Source organism: Rhodococcus sp. D-6 (assembly GCF_040256695.1).
Lineage (GTDB): Bacteria > Actinomycetota > Actinomycetes > Mycobacteriales > Mycobacteriaceae > Rhodococcus > Rhodococcus pyridinivorans.
In genome coordinates this window covers 5,158,077-5,182,426 of record NZ_CP132970.1, presented here as the reverse complement: position 1 = coordinate 5,182,426, position 24,350 = coordinate 5,158,077, and the positions used below count along the sequence as shown (strand labels likewise).

Genomic DNA, 24,350 nt, shown 5'->3' with positions numbered 1-24,350 from the left:
GCTCCGTCCTCAGCCGAATTCGAGCGCGAAATCGTCGATCTCCGACTGGTCGAGGTCGTCGAGCGTGAGGTCGGACGGTGTGAACCCGCCCGCGTCCTCGTCCGACGCGTGCCCGGCGAGCGCACGCAGCGCCGCGATCCACTCGTCGGCCAACGCCGACACTCTCTCCGCAGGAACGAGATCGGGGCTGTACCCGAACATCCCGCGCAGCACCGGCTCGGCACCGGAATCGTCGGTGAGCACACCGATCTCGACGGCGTGCGCCACGGGCATGTCGGCTTCGGTGGCCCCACCGAGCGCCGAACCCTCCGGAGCACCGGCCCACGCCTGCCCTTCGGTCTCGCCCAGCGTGAACCGGCCGAGGTAGTTGAATCCGATGTCCACAGCGCCGACGCTCGCGAGTTCCGGGCCGCCCACTGGGTCGAGATGCCGCAGCATCCCGAATCCGATTCCACTGTCCGGGACCTCCCGCAGCTGTTCCTTCACGCGTTTCAGAGCGTCACCCGCGCTCGCTCCGCCGGCATACGCGTCGGCGACATCGAGTCCCGCGACGTCCAGGCGCACCGGATAGAGCGTGGTGAACCACCCCACCGTGCGCGACAGATCCGCCCCCGGAACGGCCTGTTCCTCACGGCCGTGCCCTTCGAGGTCGACCGCGACCGCCCCTTCGCCGCACACCCGCGCGGACGCCAGCGCCAATGCTGTGAGCAGGACGTCCTCGACGCCGGCGTGGAACCGCTCGGGAACGGTGGTGAGCAGCGCGTCGGTGAGCTCGGAGGGAACCTCGACCTGCACCTTCGCGGTCTCCGCCATGGTGTGCCGCACCGGATCCGGATCCCCGGACGCCAGACGCACGCGTCCCGCCGGTGCGAGGATCCGCCGCCACAACGACAGTTCGGATCTGCGCGCCGGCACCCCGTCGAGCAGTCCCCGCGCCCAGCGGCGCAGCGACGTGCCTGCGCGCACCGGGGCGACACCGTCGACCGCGCCGGCGAGATCGGGCACCAGGATGCGCCACGACACGCCGTCGACGACGAGGTGGTGCACTGCGACGAACACCCGTCCCGGCGCGTCGGGACCGGCGTCGAAGAAGATCACGCGCACGAGCGCGCCGGCGGCGGGATCGAGTTCGGCATAGGCGATCCCGGTCGCGGCGACGATCGCCTCCTGCAGGTCGACCGAGTCCGAGACATCCACGCGGGTCACGACATCGGCGGCGTCGACGGAACCGACCGGGCGGACGTCGAGCACCCGTGCCTGCGGATCGAAGACGGCCCGCAACGCGTCGTGCGTGTCGAGCAGGGCCTGGACGCCGTCGGTCAGCCGGTCGAGCGTCAGCCCTGCGGGCGCGAGGAGCAGCCGCGACTGCGCGTAGCGGGCGTACGGTCCACCACGGTCGAGCATGTCGTGGACGATCGGAGTCGCCGGGACGTCCCCGAGTGCCGCCTCGACGTCGACCGTCCCGGGCCCGTCCTCGATCTCCGCGACGCGGGCGAGTCCCGCCGGGCTGCGGTGTTCGAAGACGTGCCGCGCGGTGAACCGGATCCCGGCGGCGCGCGCCGCGGACACCAGCTGGATGGACACGATCGAATCGCCACCGAGAGCGAAGAAGTCGTCGTCGGGGCCCACGGCATCGAGTCCGAGCACCGACGCCGTCAGCTCGCACAGGCGTTGATCGAGTTCGTCCGCCGGCAGGCGACTCTCGGTGGCCGGCGTGAAGACCGGCTCGGGAAGTGCTCTGCGGTCGATCTTTCCGTTGCGGGTGACCGGGAGCTCGTCGAGCACGACCGTGACGGCGGGGACCATGTGGTCGGGCAGCCGGTCGGCGACGTACATCCGGAGGGTGTCGGGGTCCGTCGTTCCGGCCGCGTAGGCGACGAGCCGCTTTCGACCCGGTTCGTCCTCGCGGACCACGACCGCCGCGGCACTCACCGCGGGATGGCCGCCGAGCACGGTCTCGATCTCACCGAGTTCGATGCGGAAGCCGCGGATCTTCACCTGGTCGTCTGTGCGGCCGAGGTAGTCGAGCACCGGGCCGTCGGCGCCGGAGATCCTCCAGCGCACCAGATCGCCGGTGCGGTAGAGGCGCTCGCCGCCGGTGCCGAAGGGGTCGGCCACGAACCGTCCGGCCGTCTGCGCGCTTCGGCCGAGATAGCCGCGGGTGACGTGCGGGCCGCCGACGTACAGTTCGCCGGGCACGCCCGGGGGCACCTGCCGCAGGTGCGCGTCGAGGACGTACACCCGGCCGCCGTGGATCGGCGTTCCGATGTTCGGGGTGCTGCCCGGGGTGAGTACGACGCCGGTCGCGTCGACGGTGCATTCCGTCGGGCCGTACATGTTGCTCACGCGCACATCGGTTTCCGCGGCGAGCTGCGACCACAGCTCACCCGGGACGGCCTCGCCGCCGAGCACCATGGACTCGGGACGGTGCGGCGCGGCAGGGTCGAGGAGTCCCTCGGTGAGCAGGCGACCGGCGAGCACCGGACCGCAGTCGAGTGCGTCGATGCGGTGCCTCCGGACGTACCGGACGATCCCCTCGGCATCGGCCATGAGGTCCTCGGCGAGCACGTGCACGGTGTGGCCGCCCAGCATCGCGAGGAGAGGCTCGACGGACGAGTCGAACGCGAAGGTGTAGCTCAGGAGCACGGTGCGTCGGCGCGTCGCGGGATCGCCGACGGTACGGGTGCGCACCGTCTCCCACAGGTTCACGACACCGCGGTGCGGTACCACCACACCCTTCGGGGTGCCGGTGGATCCGGAGGTGTAGACGAGATAGGCGGTGGTGTCCGGGTGCACGACCGGCAGGTGCACGTCCGGGCGGTGCACATCCGGGCGGTGATCGGTGATCGAATCGACCGCGTCGGCATCGAGCACGACACCCACACCGGCGTCGCGGAGCATGTACTCGTTCCGCTCCGCCGGCTGTTCCGGGTCGAGCACCAAATAGGCCGCTCCCGACTTCCACACACCGAGGATCGCTGCGACCAGCACGGATTCCCGCGGAAGACTCAGTCCCACGACGTTGTCGGGGCCGATCCCGTTCGCGACGAGGTGACGGGCGATCCGGTCGGACCACGCGTCGAGATCGCGGAAGGTCAGGCGACTCGACGGGGTGACCAGCGCGGTCTCGTCGCCGTAGCGCTCCACGGTGCGGGCGAACAGTGCGGGCAGGCTGCGGGTCGCCGAGCCGTCGGCGCTGCCACGGTGCGGGCCGGACGGGTCCGGGAGCGCGGTGGCATCACCGGCACGCAGCACCTCGCGCTCGGAGCCGGTGAGCAGATCGAGCTGCGAGAGCCTCGCGTCCGGATCGGCACATACCGCGGCGAACGCCCGCTCGACCCGCGCGGCGAAGGCCTCGGCGGACGACTCGTCGAACAGGTCGCGGGCGTACTCGACGCGCACGCACAGACTGCCGCCGGATTCCTCGATGACATCGAAGGTGAGGTCGAACATCGCGGTGTCGTTCGAGACGAACGAGGGTGTCGGCGTCAGCTCGTCGAATCCCGTGATGGCGGGCGGGCTCTGATACTGCACCATCACCTGGAACAGGGGGTGCCGGGCAGCGCTGCGCTCGGGGTTGAGGGTCTCCACGACGCGGTCGAACGGGACGTCCTGGTGCGAGTACGCCGCGACGTCGGTGTCCTTGATCCGGGCGAGCAGCTCCCGCACCGTGGGGTCGCCCGAGAGGTCGGTGCGCAGCACCACCATGTTGACGAAGAAGCCGACGAGGTCGTCGAGTTCCGGGGCGGGCCGTCCCGCGGTGGGCGATCCGAGCGGGATGTCCTCGCCCGCACCGCTGTGCGACAGTGCGACCGCCACCGCCGCGTGCACCATCATGAACATCGTGGTGCCGGTCGTGCGCGCGGCCTCCCGGATCGTCGCTGCGCGGTCGGCGGGGATCCGGTGCTCGACACCGCCACCCGCGTAGGAGGCCACGGTCGGGCGCGGGCGGTCGACGGGGAGGTCGAGTTCGGCCGGGAGACCGTCGAGCTCCTTGCGCCAGAACGCGAGTTGTCGTGCGGCGAGCGAGTCCTCGTCGTCCTGGTCGCCGAGGAGTTCCCGTTGCCAGATCGCGTAGTCGGCGTACTGCACGGGCAGCGGTGCAGGATCGTGGGAGTCGCCACGTACGTGCGCGGAGTAGAAGTTGCCGAGATCGCGCAGCAGCAGCGGCGTGGACAGTTCGTCGCTCGCGATGTGGTGGGCGAGCACGAGCATCACGTGCTCGTCCGGCGCGATCGTGAACAACCGGATCCGCAACGGGATCTCGCGTTCGAGATCGAACGCGTGCCGGGCTTCTGAATGCAAGCGTCCGGTGAGCGCGTCGCGGTCGACGGCCTCGACCGCGAAGGGAACGGCGACCCCGGCAACTTCTTCCACTCCGCGCACCTGCTGCATCCCCGTGCCGTCAAGCTCGACGAGAACGGTGCGCAGACTCTCGTGGCGCGCGAGCACGTCGGAGACCGCCTGCCGCAACGCATCCGGGTCGACCGGTCCGTGCAGGTCCACCGTGATGGGGACGTTGTAGGTCGGACTGGGCCCTTCCATGCGGTACATGAACCACAGGCGCTGCTGGGCATACGACAGTGGTGCGAGGGACAGGGGGGCAAGATCGGTCCCACCGCGCGGGACGAGTGCCGGCCGGGCCGGAGGGGTGGTCGGTCGATCTCCGCAGCGCGCCGCGAGCGCGACGACCTGCGGATGGTCGAAGACCGTCCGGATCGGCAGCTCCACACCGAGCTCGTCGCGGATGCGGGCGAGCAGCTTCGCGGCGCTGAGCGAGTGCCCGCCGAGGGCGAAGAAGTCGTCGTCGGCGCCCACCGTGTCGAGGCCCAGGATGTCGGCGTAGATGCGGCACAGTGCCCGTTCGGTCTCGGTCTCCGCGACGCGGGACGAGACCATCGACGAGAAGTCCGGTTCGGGCAGCGCCGTGCGGTCGAGCTTGCCGTTGGAGGTCAACGGCAGCTCGTCGAGGACGACGAGCGCGGCGGGAACCATGTACCCGGGCAGGAACTCGGCGACGAGGCGGCGCGCCTCGACCGGTTCGGGCACGTCCTGCCCCACGAGATAGCCGACGAGCTGCGCAGCACCGGAGGGATCGGTGCGCACCACCGTCGCCGCACGGGACACGCCGGGGATGCGCAGCAGGGCGGCGTCGACCTCACCGAGTTCGATGCGGAATCCTCGGACCTTGACCTGGTTGTCGACCCGGCCGCGGTAGGCGAGGCGGCCGTCCTCGGTCCACTGGACGAGATCGCCGGTGCGGTACAGGCGGGCGTACGGACCGGAGGCGTCCGCCGAGTACGGATTCGCGACGAACCTCGTGGCGGTGAGGGCGGGTGCGTCGAGATATCCCCGGACCACGCCCGGTCCGGCCACGTACAGCTCGCCCTCGGTTCCGGCCGGCACGGGTGCGAGTCCCGCGTCGAGGACGTGGACGCGCAGGTTGGCGACGGGACGGCCGACGACCGGTGTCTCGGCGTCGGCGACCTCCGCGACGAGGACGTCTACGCTGCACTCGGTGGGGCCGTAGAAGTTGAAGGCCGCACCCCGGCGTTCGCGCAGGCGGCTCCACAACCGCTCGGAGACGGCGTCGCCGCCGAAACCGAGGGTGGGCACGGTGCCGTCCGGGAACAGGCCGTCGTCGACGAACTGCTCGAGCCGGCTCGGTGAGAACTCGACGAAATCCCATCCCTCGTCGAGGGCGCGGCGTGCGAGTGCCGCCGGGTCGCGCTGGGTCGCCTCGTCGACGATGTCGACGGTGTGCCCGGCGAGCATCCACAGCAGCGGCTGCCACGACGCGTCGAACGCGAGCGACCAGGCCAGTCCGAGGCGGACGGATTCGCGGCCGGCCTCGCGGGCGGCGCGGGTGAACACCTGGGCGCGGTGGCTGTGGAACAGATTGACCAGCCCGCGGTGGGGTACGACGACGCCCTTCGGTCTGCCGGTCGAGCCGGACGTGTGGATCACGTAGGCGATCGAGTCGGGTGTCAGCGGACCGCGTTCCGAGTCGTCGAGCGGAGCATCGGACACGGCGTCGAGGTCGAGATCCTCGAGCACGACGCGCTTCGGCGCCCCCGTCACCACGGCGACCCGGTCGTGGGTCGTGCGGGTGGTGAGGACGCAGACGGGGTCGGTGGAGCCGAGGATGTGGGCGAGGCGTTCGAGGGGCTGATCGACGTCGAGTGGGACGTAGGCGGCGCCGGTCTCGAGGACGGCGTGGATCGCGATCAGCGCGTCGACGGTGCGGGGCAGCGCGAGGGCGACCCGCGCGTGCGGCCGGTCGAGATCGAAGCTCGAGGCGAGGTGGCGGGCCAGGCGGTGCACCCGGGCGCCGAACTGTGCGTAGGTGAGCGTCACATGGGTGTCCGCCACGGCCGGTGCGTCGGGGGCCGCCTCGATCCGCTCCCGCAGCAGGTCGACGAGGGTCAGGTCGGGGTCGAACGGGATGTCGGGGCTGTGGCTCCAGTCGTCGAGGATCGTCCGTCGCTCGTCGGCGGTCAGGACGGACACCTGTGCGAGCGGGGTGTGCAGATCCCGCTCTGCCACCGAACCGAACAGCATCTCCAAGCGCTCGGTGTGGATCGTCAGATCCTCCTCGCTGTAGACGTCGGCGTCGACGTCGACGAACACCTCGAGTCCGGCACTGCCGTCGAGGGGCCGCACGGTGACCATGAAGTCCTGCAGGGGTCCTCGGGCGACCGAGTGCACGGCCGCACGCATGTCGCCGAACCGGAGCGAGTCTCCGAACGGTTTGACGTTGACCGACGGGCCGATGACGCCGCGGGATCCGGTCGGTAGTCGCAGGTCGCGCTGGATGTCCTCGGTCCGGTAGCGATAGTGGTTGCGGCACAGCGCAACTCCATTGCGTACCTGGGCGACGAGATCGACGAGCGTGACCGAGGCGGTGGGATTCAGGCGCAGCGGAACGACATTGACGGCAGTGATCGGCACCCGCAGTGCAGCGGTGCCCAGGCGGTTCATGACGGGGAAACCGAGTGTGAGGTCCTCGCGACCGGTCGCGCCACGCAGATAGACGGCGACGAGGGCGGTCACCGCATCGCCCCAACTCGCGCCGACCTCCTTGCCGAGGGCCACCAGACCGCGCTGCTGTTCTGCGTCGAGGGTGAAACGCGCGCCGCGGGAGCGCCGCGCGATGCCACCCGGGCCGGGTCGCAGGGCGACCGCTTCGTCCACGCCGTCGAGGTACTCGCTCCAGAAGGTACGGTCGGCATCGAAGTCGGCCGAGTCGCGATAGACCGATTCTTCCCGGATCACCGCTTCGACCGGATCGAACCGTGCGGCAGCAACTTCCGCACCGGCGACCGCGGCGGTGTACCGCTCGGCGATACGCCGGTTGAACAGCGAGAAGCCGAAGGCGTCGAGGACGATGTGGTGGGCGCGGAGGTAGAGCAGGACGTGATCGTCGGCGAGTCGCAGGACCGCTGCCCGGACGCACGGATCCACCGACAGGTCGACGGCCCGTTCGAGGTCGCGTGCCATCCAATCGTGGGCCGCCTCCCAGGGGTTCGCCGCGGAGGTGAGGTCGACGGCCGGGGCGAGATCGAGCGGGCGCGCACCGGGGATCCGGACGACCGTACCGTCGGCGAGGGTCTCGAACCCCGCGACCAGCGCCTCGGCCTCGGACGCCGCCCCGGAAACGGCCGCGACCAGCTTTTCCTCGTCGATCGCACCCCGCAGTTCGACGCACTCCGAAGTGTTGAACAGCGGGTTGTCGGGGTTCAGTTGCTGGGCGAACCATACACCCGACTGTGCGCGCGACAGGGCGAGCCGTGAGGCGTCCGGGCCGGCAAGGGGCACTGGAGATCCTCTTTCCTTCGGTTGAAACGAATGACTGAGAACGGAATCCGCTGATGGGCGCACTGCGGCGCCGGAGGGGACAGTACCAAAGGTTAGGCTTACCGTATATGTTGCTCAGTGATCGTGTGTCCTGTGGCGCGCTCCTGCCAGCAGACCTCCTCAACCGGAAGGTACGAGAATGCAAGTGCCGGTCCTCGGCGCAACCGCTACCGACCGGGCCGAGCGGCCCGTCGCGCACCCGTTCGTCCTGTCCCGCCCGCACGGCACGGTGATCGCCGAAGGCGTGAGCGAACACTTCGACCGCGCGTCCGCCGCCGCCGACGCCCTGCGCACCGGACAGGTCGCCGCGATCGTCGGAGCACTGCCCTTCGCACCCGACGGTCCGGCCGCACTGACCGCTCCGAACACACTCCATCACTCCCCCGCGCACTACGACGCACCGGCCGCCGACCTGCCCCCGATCACGATCACGGGCGCATTGCCGTCGGAAGGCGAGCACATCGATCGGGTGGAGACCGTACTGCGCCTGCTCCGCTCGGACGACAACGACCTTCTCAAGGTGGTCCTGGCCCGGGCACTCGCCCTGCGCGCCGACCGGCCCGTCACCCCGCACGACCTCCTCGTCGCTCTCACGCGAAACGATCCGCTGCACAACGGCTTCCTCGTCGACCTCACAGCAGCCGGTGGCGTGTGGACGGGACGTCACCTGGTTGGGTCGAGCCCGGAGGTGCTCGTGCGCCGTCGCGGAGATCGGGTCACCGCTCACCCCCTCGCCGGATCCGCACCGCGGCATTGCGACCCCGGGATCGATCGGGCGACGGCCGACAGGCTCGCCGGCTCCGCGAAGAACCTCGCCGAGCACGCGCACGTGATCGATGCGATCCGCGCCGCGCTCGAACCGTTGTGTGTCGACCTCGACATCCCCGAGCAGCCGACCGTGACGAGCACGCGCCAGCTGTGGCATCTCGGCACTCCCATCGAGGGTCGCCTGCACGATCCGGGTGTCACGGCCCTCGATCTCGCACTCGCGGTGCACCCCACCCCCGCGATCTGCGGCACGCCGACCGCGGCCGCCCGCGATCTGATCCTCGCGACCGAGGGTGACCGGGGCTTCTACGCTGGTGCCCTCGGATGGTGCGACGCCGCGGGCGACGGCGAATGGTTGGTCACGATCCGCTGCGCCGTCCTCGATGCCGACGGTGTCGGGCTCACGGCCTACGCCGGGGGCGGTATCGTCGCCGACTCCGACCCTGCCGACGAACTGGCCGAGACGACCGTCAAGTTCGGCACCGTCCTCGATGCACTGGGAGTACTCCGATGACCGAGACCGCACCATCCCCCGTCACGCTCGTCGTCGGGGCCGCGCAGGGTATCGGCCGCGCGACCGCCGAGGCCCTGGCGCGTGCCGGTCACCGTCTCGTACTCGCCGACCGCAACGCCGAAGGACTGCGCAAGACTGTCGCGCTGCTCGGCGGCTCCGTCCCCACCTACCCCGTCGACATCCGCGACCACGACGCCGTCGCCTACCTCGTCGAGAACGTCGAATCCGAGCACGGACCGATCGAGCATCTCGCGCACGTCGCAGGTGTCTTCACCACGGGCTCGGTGCTCGACTCCGATCCCGAGGACTGGCAGCACATGTACGACGTCAACGTCACCGGCCTGCTGTCGGTCCTGCGTTCGGTCGGACGGGCCATGCGGGAGCGGAGGTCGGGTTCGATCGTCGTCGTCGGATCGAACTCCGCGGGCGTGCCGCGCATGGGCATGGGCGCCTACGGATCGTCCAAGGCCGCGTCCACGATGATCGTCCGGATCCTCGGACTCGAGCTGGCGCAGTACGGGATCCGCGCCAACATCGTCGCGCCGGGCTCCACCGACACCGCCATGCAGCGCTCGCTGTGGGAGGACCCCAACGACGACGCCGGCGCACGCAGCGCCATCGAAGGTGACCTGTCGCAGTTCAAGGTCGGCATCCCCCTCGGCCGCATCGCCGAGCCCGCCGACATCGCCGAGGCCATCGAGTTCCTGCTGTCCGACCGTGCTCGTCACATCACCATGCAGGCGCTCTACATCGACGGCGGCGCCACCCTCCGCGCCTGACCGACAGACCTGCATCGACCCTGATCCCGAAAGGAACCGTTCCGTGACAACCGGTTTCGAGCGCACGCCGCTCGCCGACACCGCCCGCTACCCCGAGGAGTTCGCCGAGCGGTATCGCGCAGCCGGTTACTGGACGAACGAGACCTTCGGCGAATTCCTCCCGGCCCGCGCCGCCCGGTTCGCCGGTCGCATCGCCGTCGTCGGACACGACGCGACGGGCACCTGGCGGCGCATCACCTACCGCGAACTCGACGACGCCTCGGCCCGCGTCGCCGCCGGTCTCGCCGACCTCGGGGTCCGGAAGGGCGACCGAGTCGTCCTGCAGTTGCCGAACATCGTCGAGTACACCGAAGTGCTCTTCGCGGTCTTCCGCCTCGGCGCGCTCCCCGTCTTCTCCCTGCCCGCGCACCGCGCGTCGGAGATCGGCTACTTCTGCCGGTTCAGCGACGCCGCAGCGTACGTGATCGCCGCCGAACACGGCGGATTCGACTACCGCGTGCTCGCCCGGCAGGTCGCCTCCGAAATGGAGAATCCGCCGGTGGTCGTGGTCGCCGGTGAGGCCGAGGAATTCACTGCGCTCGGGTCGTTGCGCGACCACGAAGCGGCGCCGATCACGGAGAACGACGCCGGAAACGTTGCCTTCCTGCAGCTGTCGGGTGGCACGACCGGAACGTCGAAGCTCATCCCCCGCACCCACGCCGACTACCTGTACTCCGTACGCGAATCCGCGGTGATCTGCGGAGTGGACGAGAACACCCGCATGCTGGTCGCGCTGCCGGCGGCGCACAACTTCCCGATGAGCTCGCCGGGCATCCTCGGTGTGCTGCACGCCGGCGGCACCGTCGTCCTCGCTCCGGATCCGAGCCCCGACACCGCGTTCGCCCTCATCGAGAGCGAGGGCGTGACGATGGCGTCGCTCGTCCCGCCCCTCGCGCAGGCGTGGCTGTCGGCGCGGGCCCGCACCGAACGCGACCTGTCGTCGCTCGAGGTGCTGCAGGTCGGTGGTGCGAAGTTCCCGGCCGAGGCCGCCAAACGCGTTCGCCCCGAACTCGGCTGCACGCTGCAGCAGGTCTTCGGTATGGCGGAGGGTCTCGTCAACTACACCCGGCTCGACGACGACGAGGACACCATCGTCACCACCCAGGGCCGGCCGATCAGCCCCGACGACGAGATCCGCGTCGTCGACGACACGGACGAGCCCGTCGCCGCGGGCACCACCGGCCACCTGCTCACCCGCGGCCCGTACACGATCCGGGGCTACTACAATGCGCCGGAACACAATTCGATGGCATTCACCCCGGACGGCTTCTACCGCACCGGCGACATCGTCCGGCTCACCGAGCACGGCTACATCGTCGTCGAGGGACGCGCGAAGGACCAGATCAATCGCGGTGGCGAGAAGATCGCGGCCGAGGAGGTCGAGAATCATCTGATCGCGCACCCGACCGTGCTCGACGCGGCGGTGGTGTCGATGCCCGACAAGTATCTCGGCGAGCGCACCTGCGCCTTCGTCGTCACCGAGGGGGAAGCGCCGAAGACCCTCGCGCTCAAGAAGTTCCTGAGGGAGCGAGGGCTGGCCGAGTACAAGATCCCCGACAAGGTGCAGTTCGTCGACGCCTTCCCGGTCACGGGAGTGGGCAAGATCAGCCGGAACGAACTGCGGCGCGCCCTCGCGGCCACCCTGAAGGACTGATCTCGCTCCGCGACGACGGGATGACTTCACCCCGTTCGGCTCGAGCGGCGAGGATTGCGTAGCGGCCACCGCGGGCGACGAGGTCGTCGTGCGTTCCGCGTTCGACGATGTGGCCCCGGTCGAGGACCACGATCTCGTCGGCGTTGCGCACGGTCGAGAGCCGGTGCGCGATGGTGATGGTCGTGCGTCCGCTGCGCGCGGCGTCGAGGGCCTGCTGCACGGCGTGCTCGGTGTCGTTGTCGAGGGCGCTGGTCGCCTCGTCGAGCACGAGGACACGCGGGTCGCGCAGGAGCGTGCGGGCGATCGCCAGTCGCTGTTTCTCACCACCCGAGAAGCGGTATCCGCGGGCGCCGACGACGGTGTCGTAGCCGTCCGGCAGCGAGACGATCAGGTCGTGGATGTGTGCGGCGCGGGCCGCGGCCTCGATCTCGTCGTCGGTCGCGTCCGGCTTCGCGTAGCGCAGGTTCTCCCGGACGGTCGCGTGGAGGAGGTAGGTCTCCTGCGACACCACGCCGACCAGTCCGGCGAGATCGGCGAGCCTCATGTCGCGCAGGTCGACACCGTCGATGCTCACGCGTCCCTCGACCGGGTCGTACAGTCGTGCGACGAGCGAGCCGAGCGTGGTCTTGCCCGAGCCGGTCTCGCCGACGAGCGCGACCTGCGCCCCCGCCGGGACGTCGAGATCGATGCCGTCGAGGGCGTTGCGGTGCGCTCCTTCGTAGCGGAAGCTCACGTTCTCGAACCGCACCCGGCCGGCGACGGTCGCAGGGTCGACGGGCACCGGATCGCGCGGGTCGTCGATGTCGACCGGAAGGTCGAGGTATTCGAAGATGCGGCTGAACAGGGCCAGCGAACTGGTGACGGAGACACCGACGTCGAGCAGGCTCATCAGCGGCCGGAACAGCGCGCCCTGCAAGCCGGTGAAGGCCACCAGGGTGCCGATCGTCATGCCGCCCGAGGTGGCCGGCAGACCGGCGACGAGATAGAGGACGGCGGGGATCGCCGCGAAGACGATGTTCATCGTGGCCATGCGCCAGCGGCCGGACAACTGCGCGTGCACCTCGAGATCGGCGAGTTCCTCCGACGTGCGGGCGAACTTGTCGGACAGTGCCGGGCCGGTGCCCAGCGTCTTGACGAGCAGCACGCCGCTGACCGACAGTCCTTCGTCGATCTGCGACTGCATGTCGGCGAGGCGCCGTTGCTGACGGGCGGTGACGGCGCGGCGCATGAGCGCGACCCGGCGCGTGAGCCAGATGGCCGGCGGGAGCACGATCAGGGAGAGCAGAGCCAGTCGCCAGCTGAGGACCGCCATGGCGATCGCCGTGCCGACGACGGTGGTGACGTTGGACGCCAGTGAGGTCGCGGTGTTGGTGACCACGGACTGCATGCCACCGATGTCGTTGGTCAGCCGCGACTGGATCTCACCGCCGCGGGTGCGGGTGAAGAAATTCAGCGACTGTCGCTGCAGGTGGGAGAAGACCCGGGTACGCAGACCGTGCATGACGTTCTGGCCGACGGTCGTGGAGATCCAGGTCTGGACGACGGACAGGAGCGAGCTCGCGACGGTGACGGCCAGCATGCCGCCGACGGCCCACAACAGCAGGCTCACGTTCTGGTGCGGGATGGCGTCGTCGATGACGGCGCGGACGAGGAAGGGCGTCGCGAGGGAGATCACCGACGAGGCGATGATGAGCGCGACGACGAGGGTGATCTTCCACCGATAGGGCGCGAAGAGGACGCCGATACGGCGCAGGCTCACCGGGGCCTCGCGGAGCTGCTCGAGATCCTTCTTGTCGATCCTGCCGCGGCTGCCCGGCTTGCCGCCGAGAGTGGGTGGGGGCTGCATCATGTGCGCCACCTCGATTCGTGGTTCGTGACTCGTACTTGTTGAGGTTGCCTCATTGAGTGTCAACCGTCAAGTGAGGTACTGTGACCACCATGCCGGATTCACCCGTCGCACTGCGCGATCTCCTCCTCACCACCACGCGTACGCTGCGCCGACGCTGGCACGACCTCCTCCAACCGTGGGGATTGTCACCCCACGAGTACCGGGCGCTCGACGTCATCGGACGCGCCGACGACCCCATCCGCCTCGGCGTCGTGGCCAAGGAACTGCGCATCGTCCCCCGCTCGGCCACCGAGGTCGTCGACCGCCTCGAGTCGCGGGGTCTCACCGAGCGACTCCCCGATCCCGCCGACCGACGCGCGGTCTGCGTGCGGCTGACCGACGAGGGCCGCAGGATCCGGGCCGAGCTGGCCTCGGCCCGCGATGCCGACGCCGTCGAGATGTTCGACCGGCTCGACGCCGAGGAACGCGCACGACTGTCCGATCTGCTGCACAAACTCGTCGACGACCGGCCGCGCTGATCCCTTCCGGTTCCGGGTACTCACATTCCCGACGGCAGCGACGTCTTCCCTACGAGTGTCCGTGCCGATCGAGGAGAGCCCTGTGAAGACCATCGACAGTCTGCAGTCGCGCGTCGACGCACTGAACCTGCCCGAGCTGACGAGCGAACTCGACGAGAACGGCTGCGTCCTCACCGGGCCGCTGTTGAGCGACGACGAATGCGCCGAACTCGCGGCCCTGTGGGACGACGACGCCCGCTTCCGCACCACGGTCGACATGAGCCGCTACGGGTACGGGCACGGCACCTACAAGTACTTCGGCTCACCCGTCCCCGACGCCGTCGCACACCTGCGCTCGGCGTTCTACCGGCAGATGCTCCCCGTCGCGCGCTCGTGGGCCGAACGCCTCGGCGATCCGGCACCCTGGCCCGACGACTTCGACGACTGGCTCGACATGTGCCACGCGGCCGGCCAGACCGACCCCACCCCGCTGATGCTGCGCTACACCACCGGCGACTGGAACGCCCTGCATCGCGATCTCTACGGCGACCTCGTGTTCCCACTGCAGGTCGTGATCGGGCTCGACCGGGCGGGCGTCGACTACACCGGCGGCGAGTTCCTGTTGGTCGAACAACGGCCCCGCGCGCAGTCGCGGGGCACCGTCACCGTGCTCGAGCAAGGCCACGCGCTGATCTTCACCACCCGCGACCGACCGATCCGGTCGGCGCGCGGATGGTCGCGGGCGCCGGTCCGGCACGGCGTGAGCACCGTCCGATCGGGCCTGCGTCGCACGCTCGGCCTGGTACTGCACGACGCCGCCTGAGCGTCCTCGGTGCTACCCGACGCGACCTACGCCGCTTCAGCGTTCGAAGATCCGCCTCGGATTGTCCACGAGCATCGTGGTGATCTGCTCGTCGGTCACGCCCCGTTCGCGCAGGGCCGGCAGCACCTCGTCGCTGATGTGGTTGTAGTTCCAGTTGGGCACGGCGGTCTGCTTCACGTCGTGCGGGAACCAGTCGATGAAGCACGACGCATCGTGCGAGAGCACCATGCGCTCGGTGTAACCGGCCTCCACGAGCGCGACCACCGTGTCGACGCGCTGCTCGAACGGCAACAGCAGATCGAGGCCGAAGCGGTCCATCCCGAGAATCGAACCGGCGTCGGCAATGCGACGCAGGTAGTCCAGATCGGTCGAATCACCGCTGTGCCCGATCACCACCTTGGTGAGGTCGACACCTTCCTCCGCGAGCACCCGCTGCGCCACCTGCCCCGACCCGGTATGCGGATTGGTGTGCACCGTGATCGGCACACCGGTCTCGACGTGCGCCTGCCCCACCGCTCGCATCACGCGCTCGACGCCCGGCGTGAGTCCCGGAATCTCGATGGCGCACTTGAGCATTCCTGCACGCACCCCCGTGCCGGCGATGCCCTCGCGGATGTCTTTCACGAACAGTTCGGTGAGCGGCTCCGGTCCGTCCACCAGCAACCCCGGCCCGACGTTGTGGAACTGGAACGGCAGGTCGTTGTAGGTGTACAGGCCCGTCGCGACGACGATGGAGATGTCCACCCGTTCGGCGACGCGCTGGATGCGCGGAATGTACCGGCCGAGACCGACCACCGTGGGATCGATGATCGTGTCGATGCCGCGCTCCGACAACGCCTTCAACTTCGCGACCGCGTCGTCGACGCGTTCGTCCTCGTCCCACGGGCTCGGGTAGTCGGGAAAGTTGGTGCGGATCTCCTCGCCGAGTACGAAGACGTGCTCGTGCATGAGGACTCTGCCCAGACGGCCCGTGTCGAGAGGGCCGCGAACGGTGTCGACGGATGTCATGACCGGTGACGCTAGGACACCAACGTGGACAGGGGCAATCGATTTCACGAATCGGTGGGAGTCGACTCCTCGAGGGCCTGACGGTAGCGACGCATGCCGCGCAGCCACCGGTCGTAGTCGGCGCCCTTGTTCCGGTACATCTCGAGGACCTCCGGGTGCGGAAGGATCAGGAAGTGCTCCTCCTCCATTGCCGAGAACACCGTCTCCGCGACGTCGACGGGTTCGAGCACCGCACCGGCGGTCGTGACGGCCCGGGTGGCGAGTTCACCGAGTGCGTGCCCGGATGCGTCCCCCGAGTACAGCAGAGGTGTGTTGACGCCCATCGGGCACAGGCAGCTCACCCTCACACCCTTGTCGCCGTAGGTCACCGACAGCCACTCGGCGAAACCGACGGCCGCGTGCTTGGTGACCGAGTAGGTGGCCGAGCCGATCTGTGTGAGCAGGCCGGCCGCCGACGCCGTGCTGACGAAATAGCCCTCGCCACGTTCGACCCATCGGGGTACCAGCAGTCGCGCCGCACGGATGTGTGCGCGCAGGTTGACGTCGAAGGACTGCTCCCAGACCGAGTCCTCGATCTCCAGGCCGGGCACACCGGTGACACCCGCGTTGGCGAAGTACAGGTCCACGGGACCGAACTCCGCTTCGGCGCGCTCGACGAGGCCGCGGATGTGTTCGTCGTCGGAGACGTCCGCCGCCACCGCGACGGCGCTCCCCGGCGTCTCCTCCTCGAGCGTCGCGACGACGCGCTGCGCCGCGTGTTCGTCGAGGTCGGCGACCACCACTCGTGCACCTCGCTCGACGAGGCCGGCAGCGATGGCGCCGCCGATTCCGCCGCCCCCGCCTGTCACGACGGCCACTCTGCCTTCGACCTTCATCGCTGATACCTCCCCGTCGAATCGCAGTGCCGTCCCGTGCGGCACAGTTGGTACTGAACCTGTCTACACGTATCACCGGCTGTAGGTACCGCTCACACGCACGGAGGTCGAGCACCCGGGATGGACGAATTGTTCTCCGTCTCCCGTCCGCGACGCGAGATCGCGCCGGGCGCCGTGCATGTGCCCGACTGGCTCGACCCGGGCGAACAGCGCGAGCTCGTCGAGCTGTGTCGTGATTGGGCGCGCCCGCCGGCGCCGATGCGGCACACCCTGCTTCCGGGTGGCGGACGGATGTCGGTGAGCACGGTGTGCCTCGGATGGCACTGGTCGCCGTACCGCTACACCCGCACCGCGGTCGATGTCGACGACGCTCCCGTTCCGCCGCTTCCCGACCGGCTCGTCGAACTCGGGCGGCGTGCCGTCGCCGATGCCTACGACGATCCGGCGGCCGGGGGCGGGTACGAGCCCGATACCGCTCTGATCAATTTCTACGACCGCGACGCGCGGATGGGGATGCATCAGGACAAGGACGAGCGGGTGAGCGCGCCGATCGTGTCGCTCAGTCTCGGGGATGCCTGCTTGTTCCGGTTCGGCAACACCGAGTCGCGCGGCCGGCCATACACCGACGTGCGTCTCGAGTCCGGCGATCTGTTCGTCTTCGGCGGTCCGTCGCGGTTCGCCTATCACGGGGTGCCGGTCGTGTATCCGGACACCGGCAGTTCCCGCTGCGGACTCACCGCGGGGCGCCTCAACATCACCCTGCGGAGTACCGGACTTGCTTGATCGAACCGCTCGAAAATTCCGAACGTTCGGTCTGTGACTTTGTAACCAACTACACTAGGAGTAGCGTTTCGCCGGCGAGAAATACGTCAAATCGGACGATATTCTCGTGCGGTAGTCATCGGTGTCGGGGTCGATCACAGGAGACTGCCATGCCCGACTTCGCTTGTCGTCGTGTCCTGGCGATCATCGCAGGACTCGCCCTCGGCCTGACCGGACCCGTCGTCGCCGCCGCCGCCACTGACGGCACCGCGTCCACCGCCGGCGCAGAGACCTTCCGTCCGTGCCCGGAGCGGTTCGTCATCGCGGTCGACGGAACCCGCAACATCGACGCCCCGGATTCGATCGATCCCGATTCACCCCTCGCGAAGATCTCGGCGCGGTACGCGGCACCCGGCACGGTGGTCGAGCACATCCGCTATCCCGCCGTCGTGGTTCCGGTGCCGGAGTCCGGGTCGAGCGAGGGATCGGGGCGACTCGCGTACGACGAGTCCAAGAGGATCGGGCATCAGCGCCTGCGCGAGACGATCACCGTCCGGCACGGTTCGTGCCCCGACAGCGAGCTCGTCGTCCTCGGTTACTCGCAGGGCGCGTCGATCGCCGGCGACGTCCTCGCCGAGATCGCGGCCGACGGTTCGGTGCCGCCGGAGCGGATCAGCGGTGTGCTGTACTCCGACCCGCGTGACACCCGGGGAGTCGAAACGCTGTTCCCGGGCGAGGTCGTCCCGGGCATCACGCTCGGTGGCGGTCGCGACGACTTCGGCACGATCGCCGTCGAACGGATCTGCATCGAGGGCGACGCGGTCTGCGACGGCGTGACACCGGAGGAGAGCGAAGGGTGGTTGGGCGAGAACGTCACCGGCTACCTGAGGCTGCACACGACCTATCCCGACTACGACCCGTGAGGATCGTCGCACCCGGGAGAACCCGGGCCGGGATATACCGGTTCGGTATCGTCGGTTCATGAGCGTCGAGTCCCCGGCCACCCGCCTTCCTGCTTCCGGTGATGATCCTCTCGCGCTGGAGCGGCAGGTGTGTTTCGCTCTCGCCGTGGCGAACCGCGCCGTGCTCGCGGTCTATCGACCGATCCTCGACAAGCTGGGACTGACCCACCCGCAGTACCTGGTGATGCTCGCCCTGTGGGAACGCTCGCCGCTGACGAGCAAGGAAGTGGGGCAGTTACTCCAGCTCGACTCCCCCACGCTGTCTCCCCTGCTCAAGCGACTCGAGGCGCTGGGCCTGATCACCCGCGCGCGCAGCGCGGCCGACGAACGGCAACTCGTCCTCGAGCTCACCGACGCCGGCCGGGCGCTGCGTGCCGAGGCCGAGTCGGTGCCGGGACAGGTCGTCGATGCCCTCGGTGTCGGGCTCGACGAACTCCAGGACCTGCACGCCGCGCTCGTGCGCGTCAACGCGGCGGCGTTGAAGGCCGGAGCACTCTGACAGCTCGGTAGCTGCCGCAACCCCGACGGCTCGCGGCAGCACTGTCCGACCGTCTTCTATCGATACGCATCGGCACGGTGCGAAATCGCGGTGACCTCGACCGTGCGGTTCGCATCACCGATCAGATACAGGACGCGATATTCACCTCGCCGGGCGCTGTACGCCGGCGCAAGAGGCGGATTCAACGGCTTCCCCACCCGCTTCGGATTCTCGAGAAGGGGTCCTGTGACGAACTCGTATACCGCAGTTGCTACCTTCTCCGGCAACGACCTCGCCATGGCGCGTGCAGCCGACCTCGCCATCACCAGCCGATACGGGTGGTCCGGAGTGCTCATTCCTCGGACGACCGAGCATCACGCATCAGCTGCGTCAATTCCTGTACATCGACGACGTCTCCCGACTCGACCTCCGTTCGGCCCTCGACGTGCGCCCGCAGCAGATCCGTATCCGACAACACCGCGATCGTCTCCTGCATCGCGTCGTAATCGTCGGCACCGAGAAGCACCGCGGCGCGGTGCCCGTTGCGGGTGATCTCGAATCGCTCGTGTGTGCGCTCGGCCTCATCGACCAGTCGTGACAATTGCGCCCGCGCGTCGGCAACAGGAAGAGTCGTCATGTACATAATTCTAGCGAATTACTATGAGAAGTCTCAGGTCATTCCGTTCGCGGCGGTTCCGACACCGGCTTTCGACGGGAGGCCACGAACGCCAGGACGAGGCCGAAGGCCGCCCAGCACAGCAGGACGATCGTAGGTAAACCCGCGCCGGCGCCGTCGTGATCCGGCCGGACGGTCGGTGACCCGGGGCGCCGCACGCGCGGACGCCCCGGGACCGGCTCAGTGCGGGAGTTCGAGCGTCGTCGGCACCAGCGGAACCGAGGCCTCGCCGGTGTAGACGAGGAAGGTGAACGACTCCTGGAAGTACAGGTTCACCGTCTCTGCGTCGTGCGAGAGGTAGCCGATCGACAGATCCTGGCCGACCTGCAGGTCGTAGTCGCCGCCGCGCGTGGTCAGCACGAACGCGCCGTCGATCGCCGGGGCCCAGATGAGGTCGCCGTCGATGAGGCGGCGCAGTTGTTCGCGGATCGGGTAGCCGTGATCGGACGTCTCGCTGACCTTGGTGTACTCGTCGGCGCCGAGCAGGATCGAGTACGGGCCACCCACACCCGCCAGTCGCAGCTGCGACAGCGCCTGGCTGATGATCTCCGGGAAGTCGCGGGGATCCTCGGGCAGCTGAAGGGACGGGTTCGACGACGACGCCCGGATGCCCTCGATACCCGCGGCCGCGTAGCCTTCGAAGATCGCGCGGTCCTCGGCGAAGGCGATCTGGCGGGCCGCTTCCTTGACGGGGTCGAGGTCGATGTCGCGGGAACCGCGCTCGACGCTGTCGATCTCCTCGCGCGACAGCGTGAACGGCACCCGCAGTTCGACGACCGGCGCGACGCGGTGCTGACGCGCCCGCACTCCGGCGGCCGGGGGTTCGATCTCGCGGGTGCGGCCGAGACCCACCGCCGCGAAGTCGGTGCCGTGCGGTCCGGAGAAGTCGACGACGGTGCGCCCGGCGACGTGTCGCTTGAAGGTGCGTGCGGCCTCCTCCTCGATCTCGGTCCATGCTGCCTCGGAAATCGGGGCGAGGTCGCGATACAGATTGTTCACAGGGTCGAACTCCTTCGCAGAGCGCCAACTCCGAGTGATCCGTCGGCAGGCCGGCCGGCGGTCGAGGCACTCGGATCTTCGTGGGAGGGAATTTCCGCCGGTGACGGCGGAAGATCTTCGAGGAACTCCAGCGAGGGGCAGAAGAACAGCGATCCCGTCACCGCGGTGGAGAAGTCCAGGATGCGGTCGGTGTTGCCGGGCGGGCTGCCCAGGAACATGTTGCGCAGCATCTGCTCGGTCACCTCCGGGGTGGCCGAGTAACCGATGAAGTAGGTGCCGAACTCGTCGGCGCCGAAGCTGCCGAACGGCATGTTCGCGCGCACGATCTGCTGCTCGACCCCGTTCTCGTCGACGATCACGTTCAGTGCGACATGCGAATTCGCGGGTTTGGTCTCGTCGTCGAGCTCGATGTCGTCGAGCTTGGTCCGGCCGATCGCCCGCTCCTGCTCCTCGACGGTCAACGAGTTCCACGACGCGAGGTCGTGCAGGTATTTCTGGACGACGACGTAGCTACCGCCGGTGAAGTCCGGATCCTCGTCGGAGACCAGGGCCGCCTCGACGGCCTCGTCGTCCTCGGGGTTCTCGGTTCCGTCGACGAAGCCGAGCAGGTCGCGGCGTTCGAAATAGCGGAAGCCGTGCGTCTCGTCGACGACCCGAGCCGCACCGCGCAGCCTATCGTTGATCTTCGCGGCGAGTTCGAAGCACAGGTCCATCGTCGACGCGCGGAGGTGGAACAACAGGTCGCCGGGGGTCGAGGGGGCCTGGTGCCGACCGCCGTCGAGCGGGACGAACGGATGCAGTCCGGCGGGCCGGGGGCCGTCGAACAGCCGGTCCCACATATCCGAGCCGATGCCGGTGACGACCGACAGGCCGCCCTCCGGGATGCGGAAACCGACCGAGCGGCGCAGGCCCGAGAGATCTTCGAGCAGATCCCGCACGGTGTCCTCTGCGCCCTCGTCGACGGTGACGACGAGGAAGATCGCCGCTTCGGTGAGCGGGGTCAGTATCGGTTGTGCACGAACCACTCCGACAACGCTAGTGCACCCCGCACGAAACAGGCGTTCGCGGCACGCCGACGTTCGTCACTGCACAACTGCAGCGTCAAGGCACCATCCAGCCCAGCACCGAGGTGGACTGCAGCCACACGAGGACGGCGAGCACCGCGAGACCGGCGATGCTCAGCGGCCAGATCCGGCGCATGAGCAGCCCGTCCTTGCCGGACAGTCCCTTCACCGACGACACCAGCGCGAGGTTCTGCAGTGCGATCGGGGTGCCGGTGGTGCCGCCGGCCATGTTCCCGGCGACCAGCACGGTCGGGTCGAGTCCCGACTGCTGGGCCGCGGCGACCTGCAGGCTGCCGAACATCGCGTTGGAGGCGGTGTTCGAGCCGGTGACCACGACGCCGAGCCAGCCGAGCACCGGCGACAACAGCGCGAACGCCACGCCCGCACCGGCGAGGAAACCGCCGATCGTGGCGGTCTGCCCGGACAGGTTCATCACGTACGCGAGGGCGAGGACCGCCGTCACCGTCGCGAACGACCACCGCAACTGCACGACCGCCGCGACGAAGCATCGCACCGCGTCGGCCACCGCGACCTTCAGCACCGGTATCGACAGCAGCGCGGCGACGAAGACGAGGCTGCCCGGGGCAGTGAGCAGATCGATGGTGAAGGTCTCCGCGGTGGGAACGTCCCCGTCGGCCGTAGTCACGTCCACACCCGGCCAGGGGAACGACAGGCTCGCGTTCGACAACAGCGACGCCACCGGACCGAACCGGCTGACGAGGAAGACGACCACGATCAGGGCGTAGGGGGCGAACGCCTCGACGACGCGTCGACGCGAGTCGTGGATCCGGTCGGATGCGGCCCGGCGGGCCTCCCGATGCATGGGATGCACCTTCACCGCGACCAGCAGCACGAGCAGACCGGCCACGGCACCGGCGATGTTGCTCAGCCCCACGGTGAGATAGCTCGCGCACACGAACTGGGCGGCGCCGAAGGCAAGTCCGACGACGAGCGCGACCGGCCACGTCTCGCGAACTCCGCGCCATCCGCCGACCACCGCGACCAGCACGAGCGGGACGAACACCGCGAGCAGGCAGACCTGACGCGCGACGACCGGTCCGATCTCGTCGATCGGGATCTCCGAGACGCGCGACATCGTCAGGATCGGTGTGCCCATGACGCCGAGCGGGGTGACGACCGAGTTGGCGAGCAGCGACGCCGCGGCCGCACGCACCGGCGGCAGACCGGCACCGATGAGCACGACGGTCGCGACGACGATGGGGGTGCCGAAACCGGCGACCGCCTCGAGCAGCGCGCCGAACAGGAAGGCGATGACGATGGTGAGGATCCGCGGATCCGGGGATATTCGCCCGAAGGCGCGGGTGAGGACGTCGAAGTGCCCGGATTCGACGGTGAGCCGGTACACCCAGACGGCGTTGACCACCGTCCACATGATCGGGAAGAGACCGAAGACCGCACCTTCGACACCGGCACTGAGCGCGGACCCGACCGGCATGCCGTAGACGGCGGTGCCCACGATCAGGGCCACGACCACCGCGATTCCCGCGGCCGAATGCGACCGCAGTCGGAAGACGGCGAGCAGGACGAGCATGGTCAGCAGCGGGAGTACCGCCACCAGTGCCGACCACGCGAGCGACCCGCCGACCGGCGCGATCGGCTGAACGTATGCACCTGTCACTGCATCACGACCGGGGTGTCTGCACGGCGGTGCGGATGGTGGCGGCTGTGCCGTCGAGCACGGTCCGGTTCGGTGTCCGCCAATCGGCTCGGATCCCGAAGCCGTCCCCTGCGCTGCGCGGCACGAGGTGCAGGTGCACGTGGAAGACCTCCTGGCCGGCGGCGACGCCGTCGGCGAGGAACATGTTCACGCCCTCGATCGGGAGGTCGGACGCGCGCATCGCCGTGGCGATCCGTTGCCCGGCGGTGAACACCTTCGCTCCGTCGTCGGGATCGAGTTGTGCCAGTCCGGAGGCGTGCCGCTTCGGAATCACGAGCAGATGCCCGGGAGTGAACGGGCGGATGTCCATGAACGCGAGCACGTCGGGTTCGTCGAGCACGACGCTGGCCGGCGACTGCCCGGCCACGATGGCGCAGAAAATGCAGTCCGTCACTGTGGCGTGGACTCCTCCGCACGTGCGGGTCCGCGGGCGGTTTCGAGCAGGCGTAGCAGTTCGCCCTGCACCGTAGGACGGTCGCGCACCGGGTCGTCGCTGTGCGCGAGACACAGCATCGCTTCCTCGACGGCCGCGACGAGCAGGTGCGCGAGCACCGACGTCCGCGTGGGCGACGCCTCGTAGGTCTCGGGATCGAGGGTGACGAGCATGCGCTCGATGGCCTTCAGCGAGGAGTGCCGGTGGGTCTCGCGGACCTCGGCCCAGCCGAGGACCGCGGGGGCTTCGATGAGCAGCAGCCGGCGGGTCGCGGGGTCGTAGACCGCGTCGAGCGAGGCGAGCACGGCCTGGGTGAAGCCCCCCCAGGCGTCCTCGACCGGTTCGGCCGGGACCAGGGAGCTCTCCGCTTCCGACTGGAGTCGTTCGATGACACCGCGGAACAGATCCCGCTTGTCGGCGAAGTGGTGGTAGAGCGCACCGCGCGTCACCCCCGCCACCGAGACGATCTCCTCCGTGGCCGCCGCCGCGTATCCGTCGCGCAGGAACACCTCGCGCGCTGCATCGAGCAGCGCGGTGCGTGTTCGCGCTGCGTCACGCAACCGACCCGTATTTCCCGGTTTCACCGACACTTCGTTCTCTCCTGCTGATACCGCCACCCCCATCGGACACTCCCC

At 69.1% G+C, this 24,350-nt stretch carries 19 protein-coding genes; 8 read left to right on the top strand and 11 right to left on the bottom strand.

Features of this window, described 5'->3' with window-relative positions:
- Window positions 1-9 precede the first annotated feature (9 nt).
- Entirely contained in the window at window positions 10-7,818 is a 7,809-nt protein-coding gene (locus RBB84_RS24435; protein ID WP_064255966.1) for a non-ribosomal peptide synthetase, read from the bottom strand.
- Between the two features lie 178 nt (window positions 7,819-7,996).
- Between RBB84_RS24435 and RBB84_RS24430 the strand changes: the two genes are divergently transcribed.
- Genes RBB84_RS24430 through RBB84_RS24420 form a run of 3 tightly spaced genes read left to right on the top strand, consistent with a single transcriptional unit; the run spans window position 7,997 to window position 11,611 of the window.
- Window positions 7,997-9,139 carry an isochorismate synthase gene (locus RBB84_RS24430; protein ID WP_024102991.1) on the top strand — a complete coding sequence of 381 codons (1,143 nt, stop codon included), beginning with the start codon at window positions 7,997-7,999 and terminating at the stop codon, window positions 9,137-9,139.
- Window positions 9,136-9,918 (top strand): 2,3-dihydro-2,3-dihydroxybenzoate dehydrogenase, encoded by a 783-nt coding sequence (locus tag RBB84_RS24425; RefSeq protein ID WP_064255967.1) that lies wholly within the window; start codon window positions 9,136-9,138, stop codon window positions 9,916-9,918. Before RBB84_RS24430 ends, RBB84_RS24425 begins: the two co-directional genes overlap by 4 nt.
- Before the next feature lie 43 nt (window positions 9,919-9,961).
- Window positions 9,962-11,611 (top strand): (2,3-dihydroxybenzoyl)adenylate synthase, encoded by a 1,650-nt coding sequence (locus RBB84_RS24420; protein ID WP_064255968.1) that lies wholly within the window; start codon window positions 9,962-9,964, stop codon window positions 11,609-11,611.
- Here RBB84_RS24420 and RBB84_RS24415 read toward each other — a convergent pair.
- A complete protein-coding gene (locus RBB84_RS24415; protein WP_350246972.1) occupies window positions 11,562-13,460 on the bottom strand; it encodes an ABC transporter ATP-binding protein in 1,899 nt (632 codons plus the stop codon). The two genes, RBB84_RS24420 and RBB84_RS24415, sit on opposite strands and share 50 nt — an antisense overlap.
- An 89-nt stretch (window positions 13,461-13,549) precedes the next feature.
- On the opposite strand from RBB84_RS24415, the gene RBB84_RS24410 reads away from it, so the two are divergent.
- On the top strand, window positions 13,550-13,978 hold the full coding sequence (locus tag RBB84_RS24410) for a MarR family transcriptional regulator (RefSeq protein WP_033096969.1): 429 nt from the start codon (window positions 13,550-13,552) through the stop codon (window positions 13,976-13,978).
- A gap of 82 nt (window positions 13,979-14,060) precedes the next feature.
- Window positions 14,061-14,780 carry a 2OG-Fe(II) oxygenase gene (locus RBB84_RS24405; RefSeq protein ID WP_064255993.1) on the top strand — a complete coding sequence of 240 codons (720 nt, stop codon included), beginning with the start codon at window positions 14,061-14,063 and terminating at the stop codon, window positions 14,778-14,780.
- Between the two features lie 36 nt (window positions 14,781-14,816).
- Here RBB84_RS24405 and RBB84_RS24400 read toward each other — a convergent pair whose 3' ends face one another.
- Window positions 14,817-15,788: a phosphotriesterase gene (locus RBB84_RS24400; RefSeq protein ID WP_064255970.1), complete on the bottom strand. Its 972-nt coding sequence runs from the start codon at window positions 15,786-15,788 to the stop codon at window positions 14,817-14,819.
- A gap of 44 nt (window positions 15,789-15,832) precedes the next feature.
- The gene (locus RBB84_RS24395) at window positions 15,833-16,663 is read right to left on the bottom strand and encodes an SDR family oxidoreductase (RefSeq protein WP_064255971.1); all 831 of its coding nucleotides are present in this window, start codon (window positions 16,661-16,663) and stop codon (window positions 15,833-15,835) included.
- 120 nt (window positions 16,664-16,783) lie between these two features.
- Here RBB84_RS24395 and RBB84_RS24390 point away from each other — a divergent pair, with 120 nt between their 5' ends.
- The 3 genes from RBB84_RS24390 to RBB84_RS24380 all read left to right on the top strand — a co-directional run bounded on the left by RBB84_RS24390 (window position 16,784) and on the right by RBB84_RS24380 (window position 18,886).
- Window positions 16,784-17,446 carry an alpha-ketoglutarate-dependent dioxygenase AlkB gene (locus RBB84_RS24390; protein ID WP_024102984.1) on the top strand — a complete coding sequence of 221 codons (663 nt, stop codon included), beginning with the start codon at window positions 16,784-16,786 and terminating at the stop codon, window positions 17,444-17,446.
- Between the two features lie 149 nt (window positions 17,447-17,595).
- Window positions 17,596-18,348: a cutinase family protein gene (locus RBB84_RS24385; RefSeq protein ID WP_064255972.1), complete on the top strand. Its 753-nt coding sequence runs from the start codon at window positions 17,596-17,598 to the stop codon at window positions 18,346-18,348.
- A gap of 58 nt (window positions 18,349-18,406) precedes the next feature.
- Window positions 18,407-18,886: a MarR family transcriptional regulator gene (locus RBB84_RS24380; RefSeq protein WP_064255973.1), complete on the top strand. Its 480-nt coding sequence runs from the start codon at window positions 18,407-18,409 to the stop codon at window positions 18,884-18,886.
- A 56-nt stretch (window positions 18,887-18,942) separates the two neighbouring features.
- Here RBB84_RS24380 and RBB84_RS24375 read toward each other — a convergent pair whose 3' ends face one another.
- The 7 genes from RBB84_RS24375 to RBB84_RS24345 form a co-directional block, all read right to left on the bottom strand.
- Entirely contained in the window at window positions 18,943-19,188 is a 246-nt protein-coding gene (locus tag RBB84_RS24375) for a type II toxin-antitoxin system RelE/ParE family toxin (RefSeq protein ID WP_082920998.1), read from the bottom strand.
- Between the two features lie 29 nt (window positions 19,189-19,217).
- On the bottom strand, window positions 19,218-19,508 hold the full coding sequence (locus RBB84_RS24370; protein WP_006551856.1) for a type II toxin-antitoxin system Phd/YefM family antitoxin: 291 nt from the start codon (window positions 19,506-19,508) through the stop codon (window positions 19,218-19,220).
- A 213-nt stretch (window positions 19,509-19,721) separates the two neighbouring features.
- The gene (locus RBB84_RS24365; RefSeq protein ID WP_006551857.1) at window positions 19,722-20,540 is read right to left on the bottom strand and encodes a family 1 encapsulin nanocompartment shell protein; all 819 of its coding nucleotides are present in this window, start codon (window positions 20,538-20,540) and stop codon (window positions 19,722-19,724) included.
- Window positions 20,537-21,565: a Dyp-type peroxidase gene (locus RBB84_RS24360; protein WP_064255975.1), complete on the bottom strand. Its 1,029-nt coding sequence runs from the start codon at window positions 21,563-21,565 to the stop codon at window positions 20,537-20,539. Before RBB84_RS24360 ends, RBB84_RS24365 begins: the two co-directional genes overlap by 4 nt.
- Window positions 21,566-21,641: 76 nt before the next feature.
- Window positions 21,642-23,243 carry an L-lactate permease gene (locus RBB84_RS24355; RefSeq protein WP_024102976.1) on the bottom strand — a complete coding sequence of 534 codons (1,602 nt, stop codon included), beginning with the start codon at window positions 23,241-23,243 and terminating at the stop codon, window positions 21,642-21,644.
- 4 nt (window positions 23,244-23,247) lie between these two features.
- Window positions 23,248-23,676: an HIT family protein gene (locus RBB84_RS24350; protein WP_064255976.1), complete on the bottom strand. Its 429-nt coding sequence runs from the start codon at window positions 23,674-23,676 to the stop codon at window positions 23,248-23,250.
- On the bottom strand, window positions 23,673-24,299 hold the full coding sequence (locus tag RBB84_RS24345) for a TetR/AcrR family transcriptional regulator (RefSeq protein WP_231911981.1): 627 nt from the start codon (window positions 24,297-24,299) through the stop codon (window positions 23,673-23,675). Before RBB84_RS24345 ends, RBB84_RS24350 begins: the two co-directional genes overlap by 4 nt.
- Window positions 24,300-24,350: the final 51 nt, after the last annotated feature.